General features: G+C 45.9%; 23 protein-coding genes and 2 riboswitches. Of the genes, 19 read left to right on the top strand and 4 right to left on the bottom strand.

What is annotated here, in order from left to right:
* The first annotated feature begins 41 nt into the window (after window positions 1-41).
* The 3 genes from AC1DLM_RS15820 (at window position 42) to AC1DLM_RS15810 (ending at window position 2884) form a co-directional block, all read left to right on the top strand.
* Complete coding sequence (locus AC1DLM_RS15820) at window positions 42-1259, top strand: lipopolysaccharide biosynthesis protein (protein ID WP_477570509.1); 1218 nt, start codon at window positions 42-44, stop codon at window positions 1257-1259.
* Between the two features lie 14 nt (window positions 1260-1273).
* Entirely contained in the window at window positions 1274-2497 is a 1224-nt protein-coding gene (locus tag AC1DLM_RS15815; protein WP_477570508.1) for a nucleotide sugar dehydrogenase, read from the top strand.
* 123 nt (window positions 2498-2620) lie between these two features.
* A riboswitch (cyclic di-GMP riboswitch) is annotated at window positions 2621-2709 on the top strand.
* A 46-nt stretch (window positions 2710-2755) separates the two neighbouring features.
* Complete coding sequence (locus tag AC1DLM_RS15810; protein WP_477570507.1) at window positions 2756-2884, top strand: hypothetical protein; 129 nt, start codon at window positions 2756-2758, stop codon at window positions 2882-2884.
* Window positions 2885-3041: 157 nt separating this feature from the next.
* On the opposite strand, the gene AC1DLM_RS15805 is transcribed toward AC1DLM_RS15810, so the two are convergent.
* Window positions 3042-3179: a hypothetical protein gene (locus AC1DLM_RS15805; protein ID WP_171630222.1), complete on the bottom strand. Its 138-nt coding sequence runs from the start codon at window positions 3177-3179 to the stop codon at window positions 3042-3044.
* Window positions 3180-3399: 220 nt separating this feature from the next.
* On the opposite strand from AC1DLM_RS15805, the gene AC1DLM_RS15800 reads away from it, so the two are divergent.
* The 8 genes from AC1DLM_RS15800 to AC1DLM_RS15765 all read left to right on the top strand — a co-directional run bounded on the left by AC1DLM_RS15800 (window position 3400) and on the right by AC1DLM_RS15765 (window position 8556).
* Window positions 3400-4113 (top strand): hypothetical protein, encoded by a 714-nt coding sequence (locus AC1DLM_RS15800; RefSeq protein ID WP_477570506.1) that lies wholly within the window; start codon window positions 3400-3402, stop codon window positions 4111-4113.
* A gap of 36 nt (window positions 4114-4149) precedes the next feature.
* Window positions 4150-4713 (top strand): hypothetical protein, encoded by a 564-nt coding sequence (locus AC1DLM_RS15795; RefSeq protein ID WP_477570505.1) that lies wholly within the window; start codon window positions 4150-4152, stop codon window positions 4711-4713.
* A gap of 23 nt (window positions 4714-4736) precedes the next feature.
* Window positions 4737-5702, top strand: coding sequence for a copper amine oxidase N-terminal domain-containing protein (locus AC1DLM_RS15790; RefSeq protein ID WP_477570504.1), 966 nt, complete (start codon window positions 4737-4739; stop codon window positions 5700-5702).
* 98 nt (window positions 5703-5800) lie between these two features.
* Window positions 5801-6145, top strand: a complete 345-nt coding sequence (locus tag AC1DLM_RS15785) for a hypothetical protein (protein WP_477570503.1) — start codon at window positions 5801-5803, stop codon at window positions 6143-6145.
* Window positions 6146-6383: 238 nt separating this feature from the next.
* On the top strand, window positions 6384-7307 hold the full coding sequence (locus AC1DLM_RS15780) for an NAD(P)/FAD-dependent oxidoreductase (protein ID WP_477570502.1): 924 nt from the start codon (window positions 6384-6386) through the stop codon (window positions 7305-7307).
* 26 nt (window positions 7308-7333) lie between these two features.
* Window positions 7334-7573 (top strand): glutaredoxin family protein, encoded by a 240-nt coding sequence (locus AC1DLM_RS15775; protein ID WP_056624514.1) that lies wholly within the window; start codon window positions 7334-7336, stop codon window positions 7571-7573.
* Window positions 7574-7600: 27 nt separating this feature from the next.
* The gene (locus tag AC1DLM_RS15770; protein WP_477570501.1) at window positions 7601-8170 is read left to right on the top strand and encodes a peroxiredoxin; all 570 of its coding nucleotides are present in this window, start codon (window positions 7601-7603) and stop codon (window positions 8168-8170) included.
* A gap of 116 nt (window positions 8171-8286) precedes the next feature.
* Window positions 8287-8556 (top strand): hypothetical protein, encoded by a 270-nt coding sequence (locus AC1DLM_RS15765; protein WP_056624509.1) that lies wholly within the window; start codon window positions 8287-8289, stop codon window positions 8554-8556.
* A 493-nt stretch (window positions 8557-9049) separates the two neighbouring features.
* On the opposite strand, the gene AC1DLM_RS15760 is transcribed toward AC1DLM_RS15765, so the two are convergent.
* Entirely contained in the window at window positions 9050-10126 is a 1077-nt protein-coding gene (locus AC1DLM_RS15760) for a LacI family DNA-binding transcriptional regulator (RefSeq protein WP_477570500.1), read from the bottom strand.
* Window positions 10127-10344: 218 nt separating this feature from the next.
* Here AC1DLM_RS15760 and AC1DLM_RS15755 point away from each other — a divergent pair, with 218 nt between their 5' ends.
* The gene (locus AC1DLM_RS15755; protein WP_477570499.1) at window positions 10345-11760 is read left to right on the top strand and encodes an RNA-guided endonuclease InsQ/TnpB family protein; all 1416 of its coding nucleotides are present in this window, start codon (window positions 10345-10347) and stop codon (window positions 11758-11760) included.
* A 254-nt stretch (window positions 11761-12014) separates the two neighbouring features.
* Window positions 12015-15131, top strand: coding sequence for a beta-galactosidase (locus AC1DLM_RS15750; RefSeq protein ID WP_477570498.1), 3117 nt, complete (start codon window positions 12015-12017; stop codon window positions 15129-15131).
* Between the two features lie 67 nt (window positions 15132-15198).
* Here the strand turns inward: AC1DLM_RS15750 and thiC are convergent, their stop codons facing one another.
* Both thiC and AC1DLM_RS15740 read right to left on the bottom strand, forming a co-directional pair.
* Window positions 15199-16968 (bottom strand): phosphomethylpyrimidine synthase ThiC, encoded by a 1770-nt coding sequence (gene thiC, locus AC1DLM_RS15745; protein WP_477570525.1) that lies wholly within the window; start codon window positions 16966-16968, stop codon window positions 15199-15201.
* 95 nt (window positions 16969-17063) lie between these two features.
* A riboswitch (TPP riboswitch) is annotated at window positions 17064-17173 on the bottom strand.
* A gap of 124 nt (window positions 17174-17297) precedes the next feature.
* Window positions 17298-17534 (bottom strand): AbrB/MazE/SpoVT family DNA-binding domain-containing protein, encoded by a 237-nt coding sequence (locus AC1DLM_RS15740; protein WP_441991359.1) that lies wholly within the window; start codon window positions 17532-17534, stop codon window positions 17298-17300.
* Between the two features lie 279 nt (window positions 17535-17813).
* Between AC1DLM_RS15740 and AC1DLM_RS15735 the strand changes: the two genes are divergently transcribed.
* The 6 genes from AC1DLM_RS15735 to AC1DLM_RS15710 all read left to right on the top strand — a co-directional run bounded on the left by AC1DLM_RS15735 (window position 17814) and on the right by AC1DLM_RS15710 (window position 23770).
* A complete protein-coding gene (locus AC1DLM_RS15735; RefSeq protein ID WP_477570497.1) occupies window positions 17814-18668 on the top strand; it encodes a sugar phosphate isomerase/epimerase family protein in 855 nt (284 codons plus the stop codon).
* A 2-nt stretch (window positions 18669-18670) separates the two neighbouring features.
* Window positions 18671-19687: a Gfo/Idh/MocA family protein gene (locus AC1DLM_RS15730; protein WP_477570496.1), complete on the top strand. Its 1017-nt coding sequence runs from the start codon at window positions 18671-18673 to the stop codon at window positions 19685-19687.
* Between the two features lie 19 nt (window positions 19688-19706).
* The gene (locus AC1DLM_RS15725) at window positions 19707-20489 is read left to right on the top strand and encodes a glucosamine-6-phosphate deaminase (RefSeq protein ID WP_477570495.1); all 783 of its coding nucleotides are present in this window, start codon (window positions 19707-19709) and stop codon (window positions 20487-20489) included.
* On the top strand, window positions 20479-21660 hold the full coding sequence (locus tag AC1DLM_RS15720) for an N-acetylglucosamine-6-phosphate deacetylase (protein WP_477570494.1): 1182 nt from the start codon (window positions 20479-20481) through the stop codon (window positions 21658-21660). The genes AC1DLM_RS15725 and AC1DLM_RS15720 overlap by 11 nt, the downstream gene beginning before the upstream one ends.
* Before the next feature lie 99 nt (window positions 21661-21759).
* Entirely contained in the window at window positions 21760-22665 is a 906-nt protein-coding gene (locus tag AC1DLM_RS15715; protein WP_477570493.1) for a helix-turn-helix transcriptional regulator, read from the top strand.
* 25 nt (window positions 22666-22690) lie between these two features.
* Window positions 22691-23770 carry a Gfo/Idh/MocA family protein gene (locus AC1DLM_RS15710; RefSeq protein WP_477570492.1) on the top strand — a complete coding sequence of 360 codons (1080 nt, stop codon included), beginning with the start codon at window positions 22691-22693 and terminating at the stop codon, window positions 23768-23770.
* Window positions 23771-24457: the final 687 nt, after the last annotated feature.

Genomic DNA, 24457 nt, shown 5'->3' with positions numbered 1-24457 from the left:
ATTTGAAAATGAAATGTCTAATAACAGGATGAGTGTATAGTATGAATATAGTTCGGCGATTTTTAAAACAAAGAATTAATATTTTAAATGATTTTGCATTAAATATTATTGCATCAGTTATTTTAACTTTTGCAACTCAAATTGTGGTATTTCCTTATATTGGAAAAGTGATGCCGATAGGAGACTACGGGCAGGTCTTGACAATTATGGGAATGGTATATGTATTAGGAGTTTCGCTTGGAAATCCTTTAAATAATACTCGAATATTACTTCAGACAGAATATGAGAAAAGAAGCTTAAATGGAGATTATAATCCAATATTCATTGTACTTCTGATTTTTAATATTTTTTTCATGTTAATTATCACCACAATTTTATATAAAAGTTTAAATACTAGTGTAATAGGTTTAACAATCATTTCTTCTTTAGTCATGTTTCGTTCATATTACTCTGCAGGTTTTAGATTGAAAATTGATTATAAGAAAAATTTATATGCTAGTTTTTATGGTTTAATTGGGTATTTTTTGGGAATATGTGTTGCGTATTATACGGAAATGTGGATTTTTATTTTTATATTTGGTGAATTAATAACGTGTGTTTATATTTTTTTATCAGTGGAAATAGTTCGCGATAGATTTGCAATTACAGAGTTATTTACGCATAGTTTACGCAAATATAAATATATAATGGCATCGGCTGCGATATCCTCGATACTTATATATATGGATCGCTTTTTTATTTATCCAATTTTAGGTGCTGAGTATGTTTCAATATATAATGTTGCTTCTTTTCTAGGGAAGACAGCTGGGGTTATAATGGGACCAATTTCAGCTGTTTTACTCACATATTATGCAAGAGAATCAACAATTTCAAAAAAGGATATTTACATTAGGACAGGGATAAGTATCATTATTTCATTTTTTTTTATTGTAATAATAAAATTTATAGGTGTGCCAGTAACGCATTTTCTGTATCCAACAATTGCGGAGTATACTAAGCCATATTTTTTTGTATCAAATTTAGCAGCAATCGTTTTGATTTTAGGGAATATCTTACAGCCAATATTACTTAGATTTTCGGAAGATAAATGGCAATTAATAATCCAAGGTTTATATTTTTTGTTTTATTTGGTATTTGGATTAATTGGTATGAAAAATTATGGATTAATTGGCTTTTGTTATTCTATTTTATTGGTGAATATCTTAAGATTTATTTTTATGTTTATTGTTGCGATTTTAAGTTTAAAGCAAGATGAGTAGAGGAGTAGATTGTTTTGATTATTAATGTAATTGGACTTGGATATATTRGTTTACCGACGGCTCTTATACTCGCGAATAGTGGGATAAAAGTAGTAGGTACTGATAAAAATACGAATTTAGTGAAATCATTAAGAAGTGGAATACTTACTTTTGAAGAAGAAGGTTTAGAAGAGCTATTTAAAGAAGCGCAAACTAGTGGAATTGAATTTACAACAGAATATATTAGGACACATACTTATATTCTTGCTGTTCCTACACCATATATTAAACAAAGTAAGAAACTTGACCCAACATATGTTATATCAGCTTTAAATAGTGTTCTTGATGTGTGTGAGATAGGAGCTTTAATAATTATTGAATCCACTATTTCACCTGGTACAATTGATAAGTATATTCGTCCTGAGATTGAGAAGAGAGGTCTTACCGTTGGGGAGGATATACATTTGTTTCATGCACCTGAAAGAATAATTCCAGGTAATATGATTTATGAACTTCAACACAATTCAAGAACTATTGGTGCTGATAATTTTGAGATGGGGGAAAAAGTTAAAGGATTATATTCAAGTTTTTGCAAATCAGAAATAATTGTGACAGATATAAGATCGGCAGAAATGTCGAAAGTTGTGGAAAATACATATAGAGATATAAACATAGCATTTGCAAACGAACTAGCAAAAATTTGCCGTACGGACAATATGGATGTTTATGAGATTATTAAGATAGCTAACAAACACCCACGAGTAAATATTCTGCAGCCAGGTCCGGGGGTTGGTGGTCACTGTATATCAGTTGATCCATGGTTCTTGGTTGGGGATTATCCAGATTTAACTAATCTAATTTTGACAGCAAGAAAGATTAATGATTCTATGCCTAGACATGTGCTCGGACGAGTAAGAGATATTATGAGAGAACACAATATAAAGGATATTTCTAAAGTGGGGCTTTATGGTCTGGCATATAAAGAAAATGTTGATGATACAAGAGAAAGCCCAACTCTACAATTACTAGAGAAAATGGATGAACATTTGGCTTTTGGTGTGAAAGTGTATGATCCATTTGTAAAAACAAGAATTGTAGATCATCAATTTATGAATTTCGATGACTTTTTAAATGAGATTGAAATTCTTGTAATTATGGTTGGGCATAATCATATTAAAGAAAATTTGGATCGCATAGAGGACAAGCATGTACTTGATACAAGAAATATCTGTACTTTTGATGGTACATATAAATTATAGATAGTTTATCATGACAACCTAGTACTTCCGCCCCTCCCTACCTCCAAATAATCACGACGAATAGACCATTTGCCGCAAATTATGTATTTGCTACAATAGGTATATAAGTCAATCACATAAATCGGACGATAATGGCAAAGCTGATGAAAATCAGTGACGCAAAGCTATAGGGACTAAGGTGGTTTATGCCAGTATGTCAGCCAGCTTCCGAATCATCGTGCCTCCCAGTGATTTATGTGAAATCGAGGAGGGAATTAGATGGATAAGTTTTGGCATTCTTTTTGGTTGAGATTTAACGAGGCTATCCTGGATAGCTGCATCTGTGATGTGGAGCGGACGAAGATTTTTAATAAAATTAGTTATCATCGTACGAAACTGTATACATAAGGAAAGCACCCAAAGGGTGCTTTTTTCGTTCGTATTCTTATTGACGCCGCGGGTATTGCTTCAAGCTAGAAATAGGACTATTGACTATGACTTAGGTCCCTCTGCAAATGTCGCAGACTCAGGTATAATGAAAATATTAACAGCTTGTACCAAACAGTTATTTGGGACTGTCGGTGAAACGTCTGCGTTTAAATCCCCAGCATTTGATCCAAATAGCGCCTTCATCATCTTTGAAAAGCTTGATACCGAGTAGTTTCAAAGGGGTCCATACTTCTGTAAAGTAGTAGTTAGGCAAGTGCATCGTCTCCCGTGTATGGTGTATATTACCTTTTAATATAACTGTTATCAATTGAAATGTATGTCGAAATTTGTCACCTTTCTTGTAGGKTGATTATTTTTGCGTTAAAATGCACCTTGAGGTGCATTTTTTTTGCGTTTTCTGCGACAATATGTGACTTCTGGGCTCTTAGAGTTTATAATAAACATATCTATTATGTGACTTGGTTGGTGAATATATGAAGAAAAAGAAGTGGATGAAGCGACTAGTATGGGTAGGAAGTAGTGCTGCTATGCTGCTTGTCATTGGGTATTTTGGCATGAATATAGCTATGTCTTATTTCCTGGATTCGATGATTCCCACCATGCCTTTGGAAATCAGTCAAGCAGCTGAAGATGAGACTAGTTTAATAGTTTCTGATGTTAGTGATGTTAATAGTAAAACTAACGCAACAACAGTAACGATGGAGTCTACAATTCCCAATGTGCAGAAGCCAGATGATGCGACGCCTACGCTTAAACCGCAAGGGACAGCGATTCCGATAGATACGCCAACTGAGAAACAAGCTACTAGTTCATCTACTCAGAAGTCGAATGAATCTAAGAGTGCTGATCAGATCTCGACACCATCTCCAGCAGCGTCTAAGAATGGGACAGGTTATGAAGCTCAAATTACGACGGAGAAAGCAAAAGAGGTCCAGGATGCGATCACACTTAAGGAGAAGGCTTCGGTGACTTCGGTGCTTTTGAAGAAATTAAGTGCGTCAGATCTCCAACTTTTTGCGAAGATGGCTGGTAACGGTTTATCTGTCGATGAAAAGAAGAAAGCCAAGGATATTATTCTGCAGAAGCTATCGGAAGACGAGTATAACCAATTGATTGGAATTGCTGCGAAGTATGGCTTAAGTCAAGGGAAGAAGTATGCTGAAACGCAGCCGAAATCTACAAAGTAATGTAAACACAGTTGCTAACTACAGTAGGGGGTTGAGATGAGAAAAAGACTCATACTGACAATCATTGTGCTAGGTATGCTAGGGGTTGGCGGTTATACGGCTTATAGTTATGCGATGAATGTGATTGCAGATAAAATAGCCAATCAACTTGTTGTGGATGGTGGGACAAGCCAGCAATGGTTGAATTCCATGGATTTGTCCGCTGTTGCAAATACGATTGAAATTCCTCCTTCTGTTACCCCGAGTGCTGAGAAGCCGAAGTCTGCAACCGAAGATAAATCGAATGGAAACGTGAACCCGAAGAACTCGAATGAGCAGGAAAACGCTGCGAATACCGTAAAGGGGCAAGAGCCAACAACGGGAAATGAACAGAAGAAGTCGACTGCAACGGAGAAGAAGGAAGATGTTCAATTCGAAAATAAGCAGGAGGCTGTGAAGTTCGTGATGAGCCGATTCTCGGCATCTGAACTCAACAAACTTAGGCAAATGGCTAGTGGTGGACTGACGCCTGAGAAGAAGGCAGAACTGAAGAAGATCGCGTATACGAAGTTTACATCGGCAGAAATTGCGGCCGTACAGAAAGTGGTTTCTTCCCAATAATACATAGAAGAGGTGTTCAGAAAGTGAAAGCAAGTCAACGAATGAAAGCAATTACAGGTTTATCCCTAGCCCTGGTGATGGGAGTGTCAGCGCAAGCATCAGCAGCTCAAGCGCCAATGGATGTGGATGTGTATCAGGTTCCGATGCATTTTACGTTTGATGGGAAGGAATATGCGCCGCCAGTGGATCAGCAGGGTTTCATTTATGAAGGCACGACGTATGTTCCCATTCGATTCATTTCTTACTCGCTAGATAAAGCGGTCAACTGGGACCCGAATACCTATACGGTAACGATTGCAGAGCCTAAGACGACAGAGAAAATTAATATTAGTGAATATAAATTAAATACGCAGGTTTTTTCGAAAAGCAATGAAAAGTTCGATAAATCGAAGTTAGCGCCAAGTAATTTGAAGGTATATAAAGAGAAAATTAATTATGTTTTTGATGGTGTAAAGAAGAGCCCATCTGATGAATTGCCAGGGTATATTGTTGATGGTAGTTTGTTTGTTCCGATTCGTTTCTTCTCGGAGTCTGTTGGGAAAACGATTAACTGGGATCCGGAGACGTACACGGTGTCCGCGGTTACGAAGGAAGAGAAGAAGCCTGAGGTGAAATTGCCGGAAGTGAAGCCAGAGACGAAGCCTGTAACACCGCCAATAATTGGTGGTGGAGGCGGTGGTGGTGGCGGAATCACAAAACCATCTGAAGCTTCGATTAAGTCTGAGGCTGAAGCTAAAATGGCCCAGTTAAAAGCAGATGCTAAAGCTGCGTTACAAGAGCTATATGATCAATATAAAGAAAATCCAAGTCCAAGTTTAATCGCGCAAGGCTTTGCGAAAGTCGATCAAATTAATAATCAGTTTGATCAAATTAATAGTGACACGAAAGCAAAGCTAAGTGAGAACGGTTATGATACGTCCATTACAGATACCTACAAAGAACAATATGAACAAATGAAGGCAGATGAACTGGCTAAGATAAACAAGTAATGCGCCCATTTTTTGGGCTTTCGTTCACCGAATAGGCAATCGCACACATACAGTATAGTAGAAAATCAAACTATACAGAGATTGTGAGTGATTACGATATGACGAAGCGTGAAGATCAAGAATTTCGTCCGCCGGTCGGAGGGCATGGTGGCGGTATAGGACATGGACCTGGCGGTATCGGAGGCATAGGTGGACCTGGAGGTATTGGCCACGGACCTGGAGGTCCCGGGCACTTCCCAGGTGGCCCAGGAGGTCCTGGACATTTTCACGGTGGCCAAGGCCACTTCCATGGCGGCGGCTTTAACAATGTACTACCTTGGGTAGTGGCTCCCTTACTATACGGTGCGGCGACACAACCATACTACCCACCCTACTACCCACCCTATTACCCGTACCCATATCCATATCCATACCCATACCCATACCCGCCGTACAATCAGTAATATCCACCATATCCGACGTACCCTGTGATCAGGGAAGAGGATAATTTGTAGTCTCCAAAGCATTTATAATCAAAGCTGCCTAACGAGTGGGAACCCCCTACTTGCTAGGTAGTTTTTTTTATTAATTAGAATTATTATAAACAAGGTTGATTTTATTTTTATTTTATTTATAATAATTATTATCTGATATCGATTATCAATTATATGAATAAGGCCGTATGGAAGGAGTGCATCACCGATGTATGATGTCATTATTGTTGGAGCTGGTCCCGCTGGAGCTTCTGCGGCGATATATACAGCAAGAGGGAATTTGAAAACATTAGTTATCGATAAAGCACCGAATACAGGAGCACTGGCCATTACGCATAAAATTGCGAATTATCCTGGTGTCATTGGTGAATTGTCAGGGAAGGATCTGCTGGATACGATGCGCGACCAAGCCAAAGTCTTCGGAGCTGAGTTCATCCAGACGACGATTACGGACGTGGATGTCGAAGGCGAAACGAAGTACGTGTTTACCGCTGACGGGATGTTTGAAGGCAAGGCGATCATCATTGCAACAGGCTCTAAAGGACGTAACCGCATGCTGCCTGGTGAAGAAGATCTGATGGGGCGCGGCGTGAGTACGTGTGCGACGTGTGATGGTGCTTTTTTCGAAGGAAAAACGGTCGCAGTGATCGGGGATTCGGAAGAAGCGCTGGAAGAAGCACAGGCATTGAGCAAGTTCACGAAATCCATTCATTTCGTTGTGCCTCGACCTGAGCTGCAAGGCATTCACCACGTTCCAGAATTGAAAGGCACGAACATTCTCTATAAGACGAAGTCGCTCGAGGTTCTTGGCGATAAGCAAGTTCATGGTCTCAGAATTCGTACGAGCTCTGGTGGCGAGGAAGTGCTGGATGTGGATGGTGTCTTCGTTTTCCTATCTGGCAGCAAGCCAGGTACGGATTTCTTGCAGGATCAAGTTCCTCTGGATGAGGATGGCTTTATGATTTTGGACAGCTCAATGCAGTCGCCGGTTTCGGGTGTTTTTGGTGCAGGAGAAGTTAGACGTACCCCAGTGAAACAAGCGGTCGTTGCCGCTGCGGATGGTGCGATTGCCGCCATGGCAGTCGATAAATTCATTAATAAACGGGCTCAACTGATCCCGCAATACAAATAATTCAACCTTTTAGGAGATGACCAACTATGTCTAATGTAATTGTATATTCCAGTACGAACTGCCCTTATTGTGTCCAACTGAAAAAATATTTAACAGATCAGCAAGTCGGTTTTGAAGAAAGAAATATCGATTTGAATGATCAATTCGGACAAGAACTGCACGATATGGGTCTCATGTCCTTGCCTGTCACTGTTATTGGTGAGCACAAAATTCTTGGTCTCAACGTCACCAAACTCAAAAAAGCACTAGCCGAAATCGCTAGCTAATCCCATACATCAAAGGAGATAACAACCATGACACAACAACTAACCGTTCAATCTCAAGCTACTTTTGCTAAAATAGGGTTGCCAGCACCGAGCTTCACCCTGCTCTCCACGAAAAATATGGAAACGCTCGAGGAAAAAATCTCGCTCGAGGATTACCGCGGCAGATGGCTCGTATTCTTCTTCTGGCCATTCGACTTCACATTCGTGTGCCCGACGGAAATTACTGCATTCAGCGACTATTACGAGCAGTTCCTTGACCTCGATTGTGATATCGTAGGAGCGTCCGTAGATAGCATCTACACGCATCGTGCATGGACACAAACACCGCGCGATCAAAGGGGCATTGGTCCTGTGAAGTTCCCATTGGTCAGTGACTTCTCCAAAGAAACAGCACGTGCCTATGGCGTCCTCGATGATGAAACAGGTGCTGCACACCGCGGCTTGTTCATCATTGATCCGGATGGCGTGCTTCGCTATCAAGTGGTCACGGACATGAATGTTGGCCGCTCGGTTGACGAAACGCTTCGCGTGCTTCAAGCACTTCAAGCTGGCGGTCTGTGCCCAGCGAACTGGAAGCCGGGCGATCGCACGTTGTAAGGCAAAGAGTCCTAATCGACATCTTGTCGGTTGGGGCTTTTTCTCCTACTCGTATTCGTATCCCCATTTGAAGTATAATGGGTAAACTACAGGTAGATAGTGAGGTCGAATGCAGCATGGCGTCCATTGCGGACAAGGTATTTATGGGTTCTTTAATTTTGATGATGGTAGCTGTTGTCGTTAGCGGGATTGGCTTTCAATTCGTGAATTGGAAATCGCAGGTGACCAATGAACTTGAGGGAGAAACGCAGACGAGCAGCAGTCGAAAGAAATCCGTTATGGATCGACAAGATAAAAGTCTGAAACGCATAGGGCGCTCTTATTTATTTTGGATTGCGCTTGCGGGTATGCTGATCTCTATTGGTTTAAGTTATTTATCAAAATAGGTAGTTGGAAAAAGCGTATTGCTGCTCATGTTCATGATGAGTATGCTGTACGCTTTTTTGCGTAATTCCAGGGGGMGACAAAAATCTACATGAAATGATCTACAAGATTCTCCAACATTTTCATCGATTGTGCGTTATAAAGAATATAAGTATTCTTAATAAAGGAAGGAAATGTTGAATTATGAAAACTTACTCACAATTGAAAACCGAAATTCAAACGATATCGGATGAAATATTTTTGTTATATAAGATACAAGATGAGCTAAATAAGCACTTACAAGAAGTTTGTCTCCACGAGAACAAAGTTACCCTCGACAATGTTGAATATTCAGGAATGCTACAAAGTATTGATTATTGTATGGATTGCAGAAAACCTTTGCCCCTTGCTAGCTTTACATCAAGTGTTTAAATAAACTCAAATAGTTATATTTTTCGTTATACACAACAGTGAATAAACACGCCGTAATTGGTGTGCTTACTCACTGTTTTTAATTTAACCAGAATCCCGCGCAATAAAACGAGAAGATAACACCACTTTCTCAACCTGTCTCCCCGGATGCTGCAGTCGGTATAACAGTGTTTCTACAGCTCGAATACCTAGGGCTTCTTTCCCGAGCTCAATTGTACTTAGCGCAGGAGTCGCATAAGCGGCTGCTTCAATATTGTCCAGCCCGATGACTTTAACTTGACTAGGCACATCAAGGCCATGACGCTTCAGGATCGGCAACAACGCTAGCGCGAGGTGGTCATTGGCGCAAACAAAGCCATCGGGCATGGTTTCCGGCGTCAATGCCGCGACTTTGCGCTCCAATTGGTGAAGCATGTGTGGCCCGGAGTAGGCGATTTGCCATTTCTTCAGATGGTAGTGCTCAACAGGTCCAGATCCGGTCATATCTTCGAGCGCCATGCGGCAGCCCCACCATCGCTCTTTGAAACTGACGGCGAATTGATCATCGCCGATAAAAATAACACACTTCGCGCCAGAAGAGAGCAGGCGTTGACAGGCCATTTTGCCAGCATCCAAATTGTTATTGAGCACACAATCGACTTCGATGAGCGGTTCATGATGGTCAATGAGGACGAGTGGAATCCCACTCTGCTTCAACGAAATAACAGACTGCGCAGGAAATGTGCCTGCTAGCAGCTGCCCTATGCAATGCGACGGATCGAGATAGGAAGGCATTTGCAATCCCAGTTGATGATGAGGTGCGATAGGAACGATGAGATGCTCAAAGCCCAATTCTTTGCTGGCTGCGGCAATACCGGTGAGAACCTTTCCCCAAAAAGGGTTGTCCTCTAAATAGGTAGACTGAATCCACACCAAGATATAGGGAGTGATTTCAGTTTTGGCGTGTGTATCTCCAATGACATGGCTGGCAGTTTGATGATGAGTTGGCGTGCGTTGTGGCTGCTTCTGCTTGAGCGTATAGCCCATCGCTTTCGCAGTCTCCTGAATACGAAGACGGTTCTCTTCACTGACGCCTGATTTACCAGATAAAGCTTGAGAAACGGTATATTTGGACATACCTAGTCGGTCGGCAATTTGTTGCATGGAAACTTTTGGGCTCATGGGTGACATCCTTCTATGTCGAAAATGCTTCCGTGTTTTGTATAAAACCTAACAAATCTATCAATTCCGCCGAGAGGACTCCCACTTTTACAAGTGGCGAGGTGAATCGGCAACTTCCTGAGGTCACTCTAAATGTACTTCCTTTTCCAAATCATATGCGGTAAAATAAATGCAGAACATTTTTTCTTATTCGCTTTATGAACTGGAGGTGAAGTTATATGTCAGAGTTAAACCTAGTATACAGAACCCATCAAGTATGGATCAAGCCCGGCCATCGGTTGTATCCGTATCTGGAGCAGGTGTGTCAGGATGCCAAGAACCTTTACAACACGACCAACTTTTATATCCGACAAGTGTTTACTGCCTTTGGGCGGAACCAACCGTTGCAGCCACTGCAGCAACAAGTGGTTGACACGCTGCAAACGCACATCGACGCCATGAATGAACGACTGAGCGTGAAGAATCGTTCCCGTCCGTTCCAATTACCATCGCAGGAGAGTCCTTTTGTCAATTACCGCTTTCTGGACGCCTTATTCAAGGTGATGGAGCAAATCGACTATCGAACGCTTCCCACGCAGAGCAGTCAAGGGATCATGCAGGTTGTGTTTCAGAACTGGAAGTCCTTCTTCTCAAGTATAAAGGACTATCGTAATCATCCTGAGAAGTACAGCGGAAAACCACGTATTCCGGGCTACGCTCGCAGTCAAGCAAAAGAAGTTGTTTTCACGAATCAGGATTGTGTGATCAAAGAACGGAAATATCTAAAGCTTCCGAAAACGCGATTGCAGCTTAACATTGGAAAGCTGGGTTATACCGATGGACAGTTGATGCAGGTGCGTGTTGTTCCAAGATATGGACAATACGTGGTGGAAATGGTCTTCGCATGTCGGATTGAAGAGAGAAAAGCAGAGAAAGAACATGTACTAGCGATTGATCTTGGCGTCGATAATCTTGCAACCATCGTCACCACGACCGGATCCAAACCGGTGTTGTTGAAGGGCAAGGTAGTTAAAGCCATCAATCAGTATTACAACAAGATGAAGGCTCGTTATACTAGTATTCTTCGGCAAGGTAAGGAGCCGCATGAAGGCGTACGTACTTCCCACCGTTTAGAACGATTGCATCTGAAGCGCAATCGGAGGCTCAAAGACTTGTTCCATAAGGCGAGTTATCATATCATCAAGCTGGCTGTGGAGCTAAACATCGGCACAATCGTCATCGGGCATAACGACGGGTGGAAGCAATCTTCTGATATCGGTAGGCGAAACAATCAGTCCTTCTGTCATGTCCCTCATCAGATGCTCCTTTCGATGCTCCAATATAAAGCTGCTGAACAGGGGATAGCCGTCATCCTGACAGAAGAAGCCTACACCTCGAAAGCCAGTTTCTTGGATCATGATCCATTGCCTCGTTATAACGAAGAGGGTACTTGGACCTTCTCGGGGAAACGGATTCATCGCGGACTGTACAAGGGTGTGAAGGGCTTGATCCATGCTGATGTCAATGGCGCAGCCAATATTATGCGAAAAGTATTCCCAAAAGCATCCGCCAAGGAAGCTAATGGGATAGAGGGGTTGGATGGTACAAAAACCATCAATGTGTCAACTCCACTGGTGTTAAGCATCCTGAAATAAGTAAGGTTGATACACTAGAAACCCCCACTTCAAGCTATGCGTTAGCAATAGGTAAGTGGCGGGAGTATTCATTGTTCCTGATCAGGTGGAGATTGTCAATGTTCGCTTAAATAAAAGGTTCATGCAAAATAAAGATTGACCTCTGACAAGAAAGTGAGTAAATTATGTTCATCATTAAGAATTGTTAGCCTAACAAAAATAACAAATCATAAATGAGATGTCTTCTGACACACACCCATTTGGAGGATGAAAGCATGCTTACAACGATCATATTTTACGATCCCACATTTCCATATGAAGGAATTCGGCCCGATGACAAGGCTGTTGCACAGCTTGGAGAAATAGGAAGAGTGGTTGGAGCGCAGGAGCTAGAAGCAGCGCTGGGGCAGGGGGCAGATAACTTCATCCATCTTCACGGGCGTTACTTCCCGAAATCAGCATGGCAAGCAATCCTAACTCACGCGCGTAAAGGCAAAGGATTCGTACATCTAGGCAGCGCTCCTTTCCGAGTACCGGCTTACCAAGGTGCCGAAGGCTGGGAACTGGAAATCGAGCAGACAGCGTACCATCAGCAGCTTCAAATTCATGAAATTCTTTCCGTAGACGACGCTCCTATCGCTGGATATGCCGTGAATACCGAGCTGCCGTTGCTGGCAGGCAAAGAAAACTTGTTCGCTATTCAACCAACGGTTGGATTCGCACTGCATGTGACACGGACCGATGATCATCCAGGTCAAATTGGTTCTAGTGGTCCGATGGATGCGCATTTCACGCCTCTTCTGAAAGGGATTTCCAAGGAGGGACGTGAAGTGGCAGCGCCGATCGTACTTCTTGAGAATACGAAKGGGGTGTTCGCGGGAGGCCGCCACATTTTCGCCAATGTGGTTACGGATGAAACTTTCTGGGGTAACGGGGGAGCGGCGTTAGTAAGTGAGTTAGCGGCATATACGCAGCGAGGCGTTACGGAAATATGGTTCAAACCGAACTATGCTTGTTATGATCCGGGCGACCGTGCAGCGTTGACGGTTCAATTGCAGACGCTTGCGAATCGTACGGGGGCTGTATCGGAGAATGAGTCTTGGACATTCCACGTTCAAGTATCCAAAGACGGTGCATCATCACCGATCTGGGCGACGGAATTCTCGATGAGTGCGTCACGGGAGCTCTCTTTTAAAAAGGTAAACATACCTGTTGATATTGAAGCGGGTTACTATATAGCGGTTTGTAAAGCGGTAGCGAATACGGGGGAGACGCGCACGTTTAACCAAGGCTTCTGGGGATATGATGCGGAGTTGCTTCGCGAAGGGACGCCGATGTCCTGTGATCGCGACTACTTCTGGAAGGACGGACGTCCGCTTCCGATTGTTGGGATGACGTATATGACGAGCGATGTGGCGAGGAAGTTTCTGTTCTTGCCGAACGTTTCCGTGTGGGATCGCGATATTGCGCAAATGGTCAAAGCGGGCATTAACCTGCTTCGTACAGGTGTGTGGTCAGCGTGGCGTCAAATCATGTTCGTAGACGGACATCCTTATGAGGAAGTGCTGCGCAGCATAGATGCTTTTATTTTGACTTGCAAAAGACATGGGATCGAAGTCACGTTCAATTTCTTCTCTTTTACACCTGAGCTGTGGGAGGGCGTGAATCCGTATTTGGATCCGCGCAGCGTGGAAGCGCAGAAGCGGTTTATATCTTCCGTGGTGTCCAGACATAAGGAAACGACGAATGTGCACTGGGATCTGATCAATGAGCCGTCGATGTTCAATCCGAGCAAGCCTTTTGCTGGGCCGCAGTCGGCGCATGATGCTTTCGAGCACGAAGCGTATGTAGCTTGGCTGGAGGAGCGACATGGAGATATTCGCAAGCTGCAAGAGCGCTGGAATATGTCTCCTGCGGAACTGCCGAGCTTTGCAAGTGTCCGCTTGTTGAATCCTTCTGAAGTGAACATGAGCACAACGGAGACGGTGGAGAAAAAAGGTTCCCCATGGCTGGATTATACCMTCTTCACCATGGACATGCACAATCGTTGGGCGAAGGAATTGATCGCAACGATTCGCAGTATTAACCCCGCACAGTTGGCGACTGTGGGACAGGATGAGGGCTTAGGGGCGCAGCGGCCATCGCCATTCTTTTATGCAGAAGCAGTGGACTATACGACGGTGCATACGTGGTGGTTGATGGATCAGTTGGTGTGGGACGGGATTTTCTCCAAGGCGCCGACGAAGCCAAGCTTGATTCAAGAAACGGGCATCATGTATGTCGAGACGGCGGATGGGCGTGCAAAGCGGTCGGAGTATGAGTTGCGAAATATTTTGGAGCGTAAATATGCTTATGCCTTCTCAACAGGTGGAGCGGGTGCTGTTCAGTGGATTTGGAATATCAACTTCTATATGAACAACATCAATGAGTCGCATATTGGTGCGCTGCGGGCAGACGGGACAGAGAAGCCAGAGGCGGATGTTTCCTATGATTTCGGGGCCTTCATGGGTGAGATACGCGATCTCTTTGTTGGCCGCAAATTAGAGGATGTCGTGGCGGTGTTCCCGTATTCGAATGATTTCTCCACGCGTAAAGTAGCCGGTGACGCAACAGCGAAGCTGACTCGCACGCTAGCTTATGGGATGAACGTACCGTTCCGCGGGTTGAGCGAGTATCATCTCGAGGCATTGTCGACGGATCAGCCGAAGTTGATTATCGTGCCGAGTGCGCATAACTTCAGTGATGCCGCTTTGGAGAAGTTGACGACGCATGTCCGTGAAAATGGCGGAACGCTGCTGTTTACTGGGCCGCTTGGATTAAATGAGTACTGGGCACCTGTCGCTCGGTTGACCGATATTGTAGGTGAAACGGTGCTCAGCAACATTGTGCGTGAAGAGGCGATGGTGTTGGAAGGAGAAATGGTTCCTGTGTCCTTCGGAGGTGCACGGATCGCTGAGTTGAATAAAGAGGTACCACTATCCGATGATGGAAAATGGAATTCACAGCATGGCGTCGTTCGCAGCTACGAGCTGGGCAAAGGGCAGCTGATCTGGTGTCCACTCCCAGTGGAGCTTGGTGAGCGCAGCGATGTACTCGAGAAGCTGTACGCGTATGCACTTAAGTCAGCTGGCGTTGAAGCGGAACTGACATGGGTAAAAGGCGGTCAGCTGCCGGGCGTGTATGGGCGGAAGCTCGGCTTCGACAGCGGTTCGTTGTTCATCTTCGTCTCGGAGTTCGGTGTGGACACGCAGGTTGAAGTGACCGATTCGGCGACGGGCCGGAGCTATGCGTTCGAGCTGGAAGCTGAGCGCACGGTGATGTTCGCCGCGAATTCTGCGGGCGAATTGTTGGCGGTGTATCGACCTGAGCAAGTGCAGGTCGAGGTGAAGTAGTAGCAGCTGAATGAAAAAAGGGTTGCGCGCGCATTGCACGCGCAACCCTTTTATTCTATAACATCACTTACGTATATAGGGCGTGGCCCGCTTTCTTAAACTCCTCTGACTTTTCATTCATTCCTTTTTCGATGGCTTGAGCTTCCTCAAGGCCCTGTTGTTTGGCAAAGTCTCGGATATCTTGGGAAATTCGCATGGAGCAGAATTTAGGACCGCACATCGAACAAAAATGAGCAACCTTGGCACCATCTGCTGGAAGTGTTTCATCATGGTACTCTATGGCTCTTTCTGGATCCAAAGATAAGTTGAATTGATCATGCCAACGGAATTCAAAACGTGCCTTGGATAACGCATTATCGCGATCCATGGCGCCTTTATGACCTTTGGCCAAATCAGCGGCATGAGCAGCAATTTTATAGGTGATAACCCCTTCGCGAACGTCATTTTTATTGGGCAAACCCAAATGTTCTTTGGGAGTTACATAGCACAACATGGCAGTACCAAACCAGCCTATCATCGCTGCTCCAATGGCCGAAGTGATATGGTCATAGCCCGGAGCAATATCCGTTGTAAGCGGTCCTAATGTGTAAAAAGGAGCCTCATCACAGATTTCAAGTTGTTTATCCATATTTTCTTTGATTAAATGCATGGGCACGTGACCAGGACCTTCTACCATGACTTGTACATCATGTTTCCAGGCGATTTTGGTGAGTTCGCCTAGTGTTTCTAGTTCTGCAAACTGGGCCTCATCATTGGCATCTGCAATGGAGCCTGGGCGTAAACCATCGCCTAAAGAAAAGGATACATCATAGGTTTTCATGATTTCACAGATCTCTTCAAAATGTGTATACAGGAAGTTTTCCTGATGGTGGGCGAGACACCAGGCTGCCATAATGGATCCGCCTCGTGAAACAATACCTGTCACTCGTTTGGCCGTAAGAGGAACATAACGCAGCAGAACACCAGCATGAATCGTAAAGTAATCGACACCTTGCTCAGCTTGTTCAATAAGCGTGTCACGGTACACTTCCCACGTCAAATCTTCTGCTTTTCCATTGACTTTCTCTAGTGCTTGATAAATTGGCACGGTACCAATAGGAACAGGGGAATTACGAATAATCCATTCTCGGGTGGTATGAATGTTTTTACCCGTTGAGAGATCCATAATATTATCAGCGCCCCACCGAGTAGCCCATCTCATTTTTTCCACTTCTTCTTCAATGGAGGACGATACAGCAGAATTTCCAATATTCGCATTGATTTTTACGAGAAAGTTACGTCCAATAATCATAGGCTCACTTTCAGGGTGATTAATATTGGCGGGGATAATCGCTCTACCTCGAGCGACCTCGTCTTTCACAAATTCCGGAGATACATTTTCGCGAATCGCGATATATTCCATTTCGGACGTGATGATACCTTGACGTGCATAATGCATCTGGGTTACGTTACGACCTGTTTTCGCTCTCATCGGGTGACGATGTAAGCCTGGAAAAACTTCGGTAACGTTCTCTTCCTTGGTATATCCGTTATCTTCCGGTTTAATCGTTCTTCCTTCATATATTTCTACATCGCCGCGTTCTACAATCCAATTCAAACGATTAGGCGCAATACCTGCACGAATATCGGTTTGGATTTCCTCATCTGTATAAGCACCACTTGTGTCGTAGACACGCAAAGGGGCATTTTCCTGTTCGCCGTAAGCGCCCGTGGTAGGACTCAAAGTGATTTCACGCATAGGGACTCGGATGTCCTTTCGTGAGCCCTCGACATACACTTTTTTGCTTCCCGGAAAAGAGGAGATTGAAGAAGAGTCGGTTTCTTTACTTGTTTCCATTGACATTTACATGCCTCCTATAATTGATTTGATCAAGCGGAGGATTCATGCTGCGAAAAAAAGACCGCATCTCTAATAGAGGCGGTCTCCTGGTATACAAAGAGATCTTGTGTTCCTCCGCTGGCATTATCCAGATCAGGTTTAACGGTCGATAGTTATAACTATCCTCTCAGCCTGGTCTCACCAAGCTCCCGTGATTATGCACTTAGGTATTTAATCTACACTTTATTTCTAACTATTGCAATCGTTATTTTATAAAAAATAGCCMATCAGGATCATCCCTGAGGGCTATGTTCGACTTTGCCGATGTTCGTGTGTCACGAGAATTACTACGTAATCTCTTCAATACAATTGCCGCATACAAGCTTCCCTTTGAAATAGGTCATGTCCTCGAAATTCCCACAGAACACGCACGCAGGCATATACTTCTTGAGCGTAATACGCTCAGGGTCCACATAGACTTCGATGGCGTCACCGATCTCAATATGGAGTGTCCGACGCAACTCAATAGGTAAAACAATCCGTCCCAATTCGTCAACTTTTCTTACAATTCCCGTCGATTTCATACAATTACCTCCTTTTTTCATGAACGAAGGAACTACTTCTCGTAGTTACAAAGACTCATATTGTGTATATAGACTATTCCACATATGCACTCAAATTCCTTTTATTTACTGGCTGTGATTTTCATGTAGTTGCCCATATCAATACTGCTGAAAGAAAGCGAAAAAAATGTAAACTTACTTCAATAGAAACGTCAACTTTGACCGAGACAATCTTGGTATAGTTAGGAAAAATAAGAAGAAAACAGAATCGCATGCTCAAGCGAAGGTGGAGGTTATTCATTGATTTGGAATCGATTAGGCGTACTGACGGATGAAGTATCTCCGGATTTCGAGAAAGCGTTGAATTGGGCTGCAGAGCAGGGTTTGCAACATGTTGAAGTAAGAGTTGTGAATGGCATGAATGTATCCGTGTTGGCTGACGATCAGATCGTTGGCATCCGCAAAATGGTTGAAGAGCGTGGACTGTATGTCTCCGCCATTGCATCTCCTTTGTTTAAATGCGCGTTGGATCCGAAGCGAATGGTTGAATCGGGGGACACGTTTGGGCAGAAGGAGGAAAGTGTAGAGGAGCATTTTAAGAAACTGGATAGAGTGATCGAAATCGCAAAACTGCTGGGGACAACGCGCATCCGTATTTTCTCGTTTTGGCGAGAGTTGGAGCCGGAGCAGCATCGTGATGAGATTGTTCATCATTTAAAAAGGGCAGGCGACATTGCAGCACGCGAAGGCGTGATCCTGCTCCTAGAGAATGAGCCTTCCTGTAACGGAGGCTTTGCTGAGGAAGTGGCGGCACTTGTGTCTGCCATCGATTCTCCAGCTGTTCGGGGCCTTTGGGATCCAGGCAATGAAGCGTATGGCGCCAGAGAGGCATTCCCAAGCGGGTACCAGTACATGAAAAATGCATTGGCCCATGTCCATTTGAAGGATGCTTACATTCGTCAAGATGGAACACCGAAATGTGTGCCTCTTGGTTCTGGGAATGTGGATATAACAGCTCAAATTAAGGCGCTTGAAGCGGATGGGTATACGGGGTTGTATACGATTGAAACGCATTTTGTTCCAGAAGGCGGAACCCAGCTGACAGGTACGCGAATGACGCTGGATGCGCTTCGAGCTCTGCTTGAGGAGGTGTAGGGTTGGCTAACTGGAGGTTCGGCATTATCGGCTGTGGATCGGTAGCTGATTTTCATATCGAGGCTATTCGTCAAATCGAAGAGGCAAGCCTAGTCGTGGTATCTAGTCGAGCGGAAGCGAAGGCGAAAGCGGTAGCTGAGCGAGAAGGCTGCACCTGGACGACGAACTACCGTGAGCTCTTGACCAGGTCTGATGTGGATATCGTCTGTGTCACAACTTCAAGCGGCAGTCACGCTGCCATCGGTTTGGAGGTCGTGAGTGCGGGCAAGCATCTGATTATCGAGAAGCCTATCAGCATGAATGTGAACGATGCGGAACGGCTTGTGCAAGCGGCCAAAGCGAATAATGTTACACTCTCTGTCATCTCACAGCGGCGATTTGAAGCACAGAATCAAGCTATTAAACGGGTTTTGGATGAAGGTGATCTCGGTAAGCTTCTGCTGGTTGAGGTGTCACTCCCCTTTCATCGATCCCAGTCTTATTATGATAGCGCGAAATGGCGTGGAACGATTGCCGAAGATGGAGGAGCTCTGATGAACCAAGGGATTCATTGCTTGGATCTGCTGCTGTGGTTCGCTGGTGACGTACACACTGTCTTTGGCAAGGTGGCTACTCAGACGCACGAGATGGAAGCGGAGGACTTGGGTTTAGCCATTTTGCAATTTAAAAATGGCGCGTTCGGTACGATCATGGCCTCGACCAGCATTGCTCCAGGCTTTGCAGCGACGATTAATCTGTACGGGGAAAAAGGCTCGATCAAGCTGGAAGGCTCGACGATCGTCCATTGGACAGTGCCAGGGCGAAGCGAACCGACTTGGGCAGAGGCAGGTGCCTACGGTGGCATTACCGATCCGCGCAGCATTGTGTCGGATTTTCATCAAAGCCAGCTGCTGGACGTCATGGCTGCCATCGAAGCCGGCGATGAACCTCTGGTTACGGGGGAATCTGGCCTGCGAGCGGTACAGCTAGTTGAACAGATTTATAAGAGCGCTGCCGAAGGGCGGCAGCTGACTATATGATAATTGGAGGAACGATCCTATGAGCGAGCCACAAGTACAAGATCAACCTGTTTGGCATACACGAATCGATGCGTTGAAGGTTAACGTGTATCAGAACCGGATCGCGTTGGGGCAAGCGGCTGGGCGAGATGCAGCCAATCAAATCAAGTCGCTGCTTGCTGAGAAAGCGGCTATCCGAATTATTTTCGCGGCAGCGCCCTCGCAAAATGAAATACTCGAAACGCTGGCTCAAGATGAAGCCATCGACTGGTCACGGATCACTGTGTTTCACATGGATGAATACATCGGGCTTAGTGAAGATGCGCCGCAGCGATTTGGGAGCTTTTTGAACGATCGATTGTTCGATCAGGTGAAGCCTGGCACGGTGCATTTGATTAATAGCATGAACCAGGCAGAGGACGAGTGCAAACGGTATAGCGCACTTCTTGAAGAAGCGCCGATTGATATTGTCTGTCTTGGCATTGGCGAGAATGGTCATATCGCTTTCAATGATCCGCCTGTTGCTGATTTCGCAGATCTGGAACTGATCAAGCGTGTGGAGTTGGATGACGTTTGCCGGCAGCAGCAGGTGAATGATGGATGTTTTGACCGTTTAGCTGACGTACCGACCCATGCATTAACTCTGACGATTCCAGCGCTGATGTCGGGTACGCATTTGTTCTGCTCTGTACCTGGTGTAACGAAGCATCAGGCGGTAAAACGCACATTGAACGGAGCCATCTCGACCGAGTGTCCATCGACGATTCTCCGCGAGCATCCAGACTGCACGATGTATCTGGACCGCGATTCGTATGGCCGATAAAACGAGCTTCATTCGCGCACGCCATTATGCCACAGGAGCACCTGTCACGATTACTGTCCGCGATGGACGGATAGGTGAAGTGATTCAGCTGGACGCTTCCCTGGAAGAGGAACTGCCGATCGTCGCCCCTGGCTTGGTCGATCTGCAGATCAATGGCTATGCTGGATTAGACTTCAACCAGCTTCCGCTGCAAGCGGAGACGGTTAGTCAGATCATCCGCAAGCTATGGCGGGAAAGGGTTACCTCCAGTTACCCCACCGTCATTACGAACACGCCCGAGGCAATCGCTAGTGCGCTCGGCAGTATTGCAAGCGCCTGCGAAGCGGATCCGGCGACGGAACAAGGTATTGCGGGCATTCATCTGGAAGGCCCGTTCATTTCACCGGATGACGGAGCGCGGGGCGCTCACCGTCTGGATGCCGTAAGGCCGCCGGATTGGGACCTCTTCTGCCGCTGGCAGGAAGCGGCTGGTGGCCGCATCAAGATCGTGACGCTGTCGCCGGAGTGGCCGGACAGTGCTACTTTCATTAGGCGCTGCGTCGATAGTGGCGTGATCGTGTCTATCGGTCACACCGCTGCGGACGCTTTGCAGATTGGCGAAGCAGTCGCGGCAGGCGCGCGGATGTCGACGCATCTGGGGAACGGGGCACACCTGATGCTGCCACGTCATCCCAATTACCTGTGGGAGCAGTTGGCACAGGATGATTTATGGAGCTGTGTGATCGCGGATGGATTCCATTTGCCGGACCAAGTGTTGAAGGTCGTGCTGAAAGTGAAAGGAGAGCAAGCGCTGCTTGTTAGCGATGCCGTAGCTATCAGCGGTCTTGAACCAGGCGTCTACAAGACGCACATCGGTGGAGATGTTGTACTTACCACAGAAGGCAAGCTTCACTTGGCTGCTGACCCCCGGCTGCTTGCAGGCTCGGCTCAGATGCTGCTGTGGGGCATTGCACATTTGTACAGACGGGGCATCGCTGAATTCCCAGCTGCTTGGGAAATGGCCTCGACACGACCGGCGCGTTTGATGGGATTACCCGTCGCAGAGGGCTTGTCGGTAGGAGCACCAGCTGATTTCGTTCTCTTGGATCGGGTGCGAGATGACGGACGCATTCGCTTGCGTCAGACTTACAAAGCTGGCAGGCTCGTCTATGATGACAGCTGCAAGATCTAAGGCCATGCATCATGTCATGCGTCTGCATAGAAGGGTTGTTCTATTCCGCCAATTGGCATATGCTTGAAGGAAATATGGCATCGGACAGGTGGTAATCGTATGAACATGGGGAAGGGAATGTCCTATTTTCAAAGTAATTTAACGCTGAAAAAGGAATTTCCTTTTAAAATATTCAGCTACTCCAGCCTCTCGCTGAAGCAGCCCTTGCATATCCACGAATATACGCAGATTGCTTACGTGCTTAAGGGTGTATGCAACCATCAGCTGCGTGGCAAGTCGCTGAAAGTCAGCAGAGGGGATATGTTCATCATCACTCCTGGGGTGGAACACAGTTTGAGCGCCACCCAGGATCATGAGTTCGAAGTGGTGCTGATTGATTTTCTCCCCTATTTGGTGAGGGAGCAGTTGAAGCCTTTCTTGGATACTTTGCAGCCTCTTCTTCAAAATGCTGACGAATTACCCGAGCTATCGTCCTTGCCTCAGCCGTGGCTGCATATCGCGAAGTCGAAGCAACTTCTCGTCGAGCAACTGCTTCAAGATATTCAGGAAGAATTTGAGCATCGTGAAGCGGGTTATGAATATGCCATATGTACGAGCCTCGTCAAGCTGCTCATCATCATGGATCGCGAATATCGGCGTGCTAGGCGCAAGCAAAGTGTACAATCAACATCGACGAGCCAGCATCCAATTGAAGAGGTCAAACGATATATACACGACAATTACAGTCAGGATATTCCGCTGGAGCAAGGAGCTTTCCTAGCCAATATGGCGCCTGCTTACTTTAGTACGGTTTTTAAGAAAGAAACTGGCCAGAACTTCGTCGATTATGTGAATGAGGTACGCATTGAAAGGGCAATGGAGCTGATTCAGCGCAACATGCATACGATTACACAAATTGGCTTTCAGGTCGGATTTCATCATCTCAGTCATTTCATCCGAACATTCAAGAAACGAACAGGCATTACGCCTACTGAATATAAGAAAACGTTTGGCAAGACCCCCTAAACCTACGAAGAAAGAGGTAGTTGAGATGACCAAGAAAATTGTGAAGGTAGGTATTATCGGACAGGGACGCAGCGGGCGCGATATCCATGGGAATTTACTTGTTCAATTGCCTGAGCATTACCGGATTACGGCGGTAGCGGACTCTATTCCAGAGCGTCAAGAACTGGCGAAGTCAGAATACGGATGCCAAGCCTATGCCTCCTGGGAAGAGATGGTGGCTCATGAGGAGCTAGATTTGATCGTGAATGCTTCTCCTAGTCATCAGCATTTTCCGATTACGCTGGAGCTGCTTAACCGCGGTCTACATGTGTTGTGCGAGAAGCCGCTTGCGAAGTCAACGGAAGAGGTTGATCAGCTGATTGAGGCATCGGAGCGTACAGGCGCTATATTAGCTGTATTCCAACAATCCCGTTATCAGCCGGCTTTTGTTCAGCTGCGTAAAGTGATTGAGTCTGGCGTGCTGGGACGCATCGTGCAAATCGACTTCAGCTATAACGGGTTTGCCCGCCGTTGGGATTGGCAAACGTTGCAAAGCAATAATGGCGGCAGCTTGATGAATACGGGGCCACATCCGCTGGACCAGGCACTGCAGCTGTTCGGTGCGGACGCACAGCCAGAGGTGATGTGCATCATGGACAGAACGAATACCTTCGGTGATGCGGAGGATTATGTGAAGCTTCTTTTGCGCGGTAAAGGTCGCCCTACGATAGATGTGGAAATTTCATCCAGTTCTGCCTTTCCTCATGATTTGTTCAACATTCAAGGAACGAACGGTGGCCTCCATGGAACGGGGAATAAGCTGGAGTGGAAATATTTTAAATCGGAAGAAGCACCTGAGCAGAAGCTGATCCGAGAGCCTTTATTTTCGGCGGATGGGAAGCCTGCTTATTGCAGTGAGAAGCTGCCTTGGCAAACGGATAGCTGGGAGCTTGCGATTCCAGACGGTAAATCAGCTTTCGAGCATATGACTGAGAAGCTGTATCTGATGCTGTATGACACGCTGACTGAGGGGAAAGAGCTGGAGATTACGCCTCAGCAGGTGCGCAGACAACTGTGGGTTATCGAGGAATGCCAACGCCAAAATCCTCACATATATGCGGAATAAGTAATAGGATGCTATGGCCCCGATCTCGCTTTTGGCGGGGGCGGGGCTTTTTGAAACGCAAGGGAAGAATCCCGTCGGCCGTCGCACGCTAGCGCACAAATATTGTGCGCAAGTGAAGCATACCTGTCGGCCGTCGCACGCTAGCGCACAAATATTGTGCGCAAGTGAAGCATGCCGGTCGGCCGTCGCACGCTAGCGCACAAATATTGTGCGCAAGTGAAGTATCCCCGTCGGCTGACGCACGCTTGCGCACAAATCTTGTGCGCAAGAGAAGCATGCCGGTCGGCCGTCGCACGCTAGCGCACAAATATTGTGCGCAAGTGAAGCATCCCCGTCGGCCATCGCACGCTAGCGCACAAATCTTGTGCGCAAGTGAAGTATCCCGTCGGCTGACGCACGCTAGCGCACAAATATTGTGCGCAAGGGAATCATGCCGGTCGGCCGTCGCACGCTAGCGCACAAATATTGTGCGCAAGTGAAGCATGCCCGTCGGCCATCGGACGCTAGCGAACAAATCTTGTGCGCAAGTGAAGAATCTCCGTCGGCCGCCGCACGTTAGCGCACAAATATTGTGCGCTAAGGAAGAATCCCGGTAGGCCATCGCACGGCGGCGCATGCCGCCTTTTCATAGCCCTGTGAGTGGATTAGATTCTTATCATCTACAAACATTTGAAAGATTTGCTTATA

The sequence above is a fragment of the Paenibacillus sp. 01T442 genome, assembly GCF_056398345.1.
Note: the sequence above shows the minus strand (reverse complement) of the source record. Positions and strands in the feature narration are given on the sequence as shown.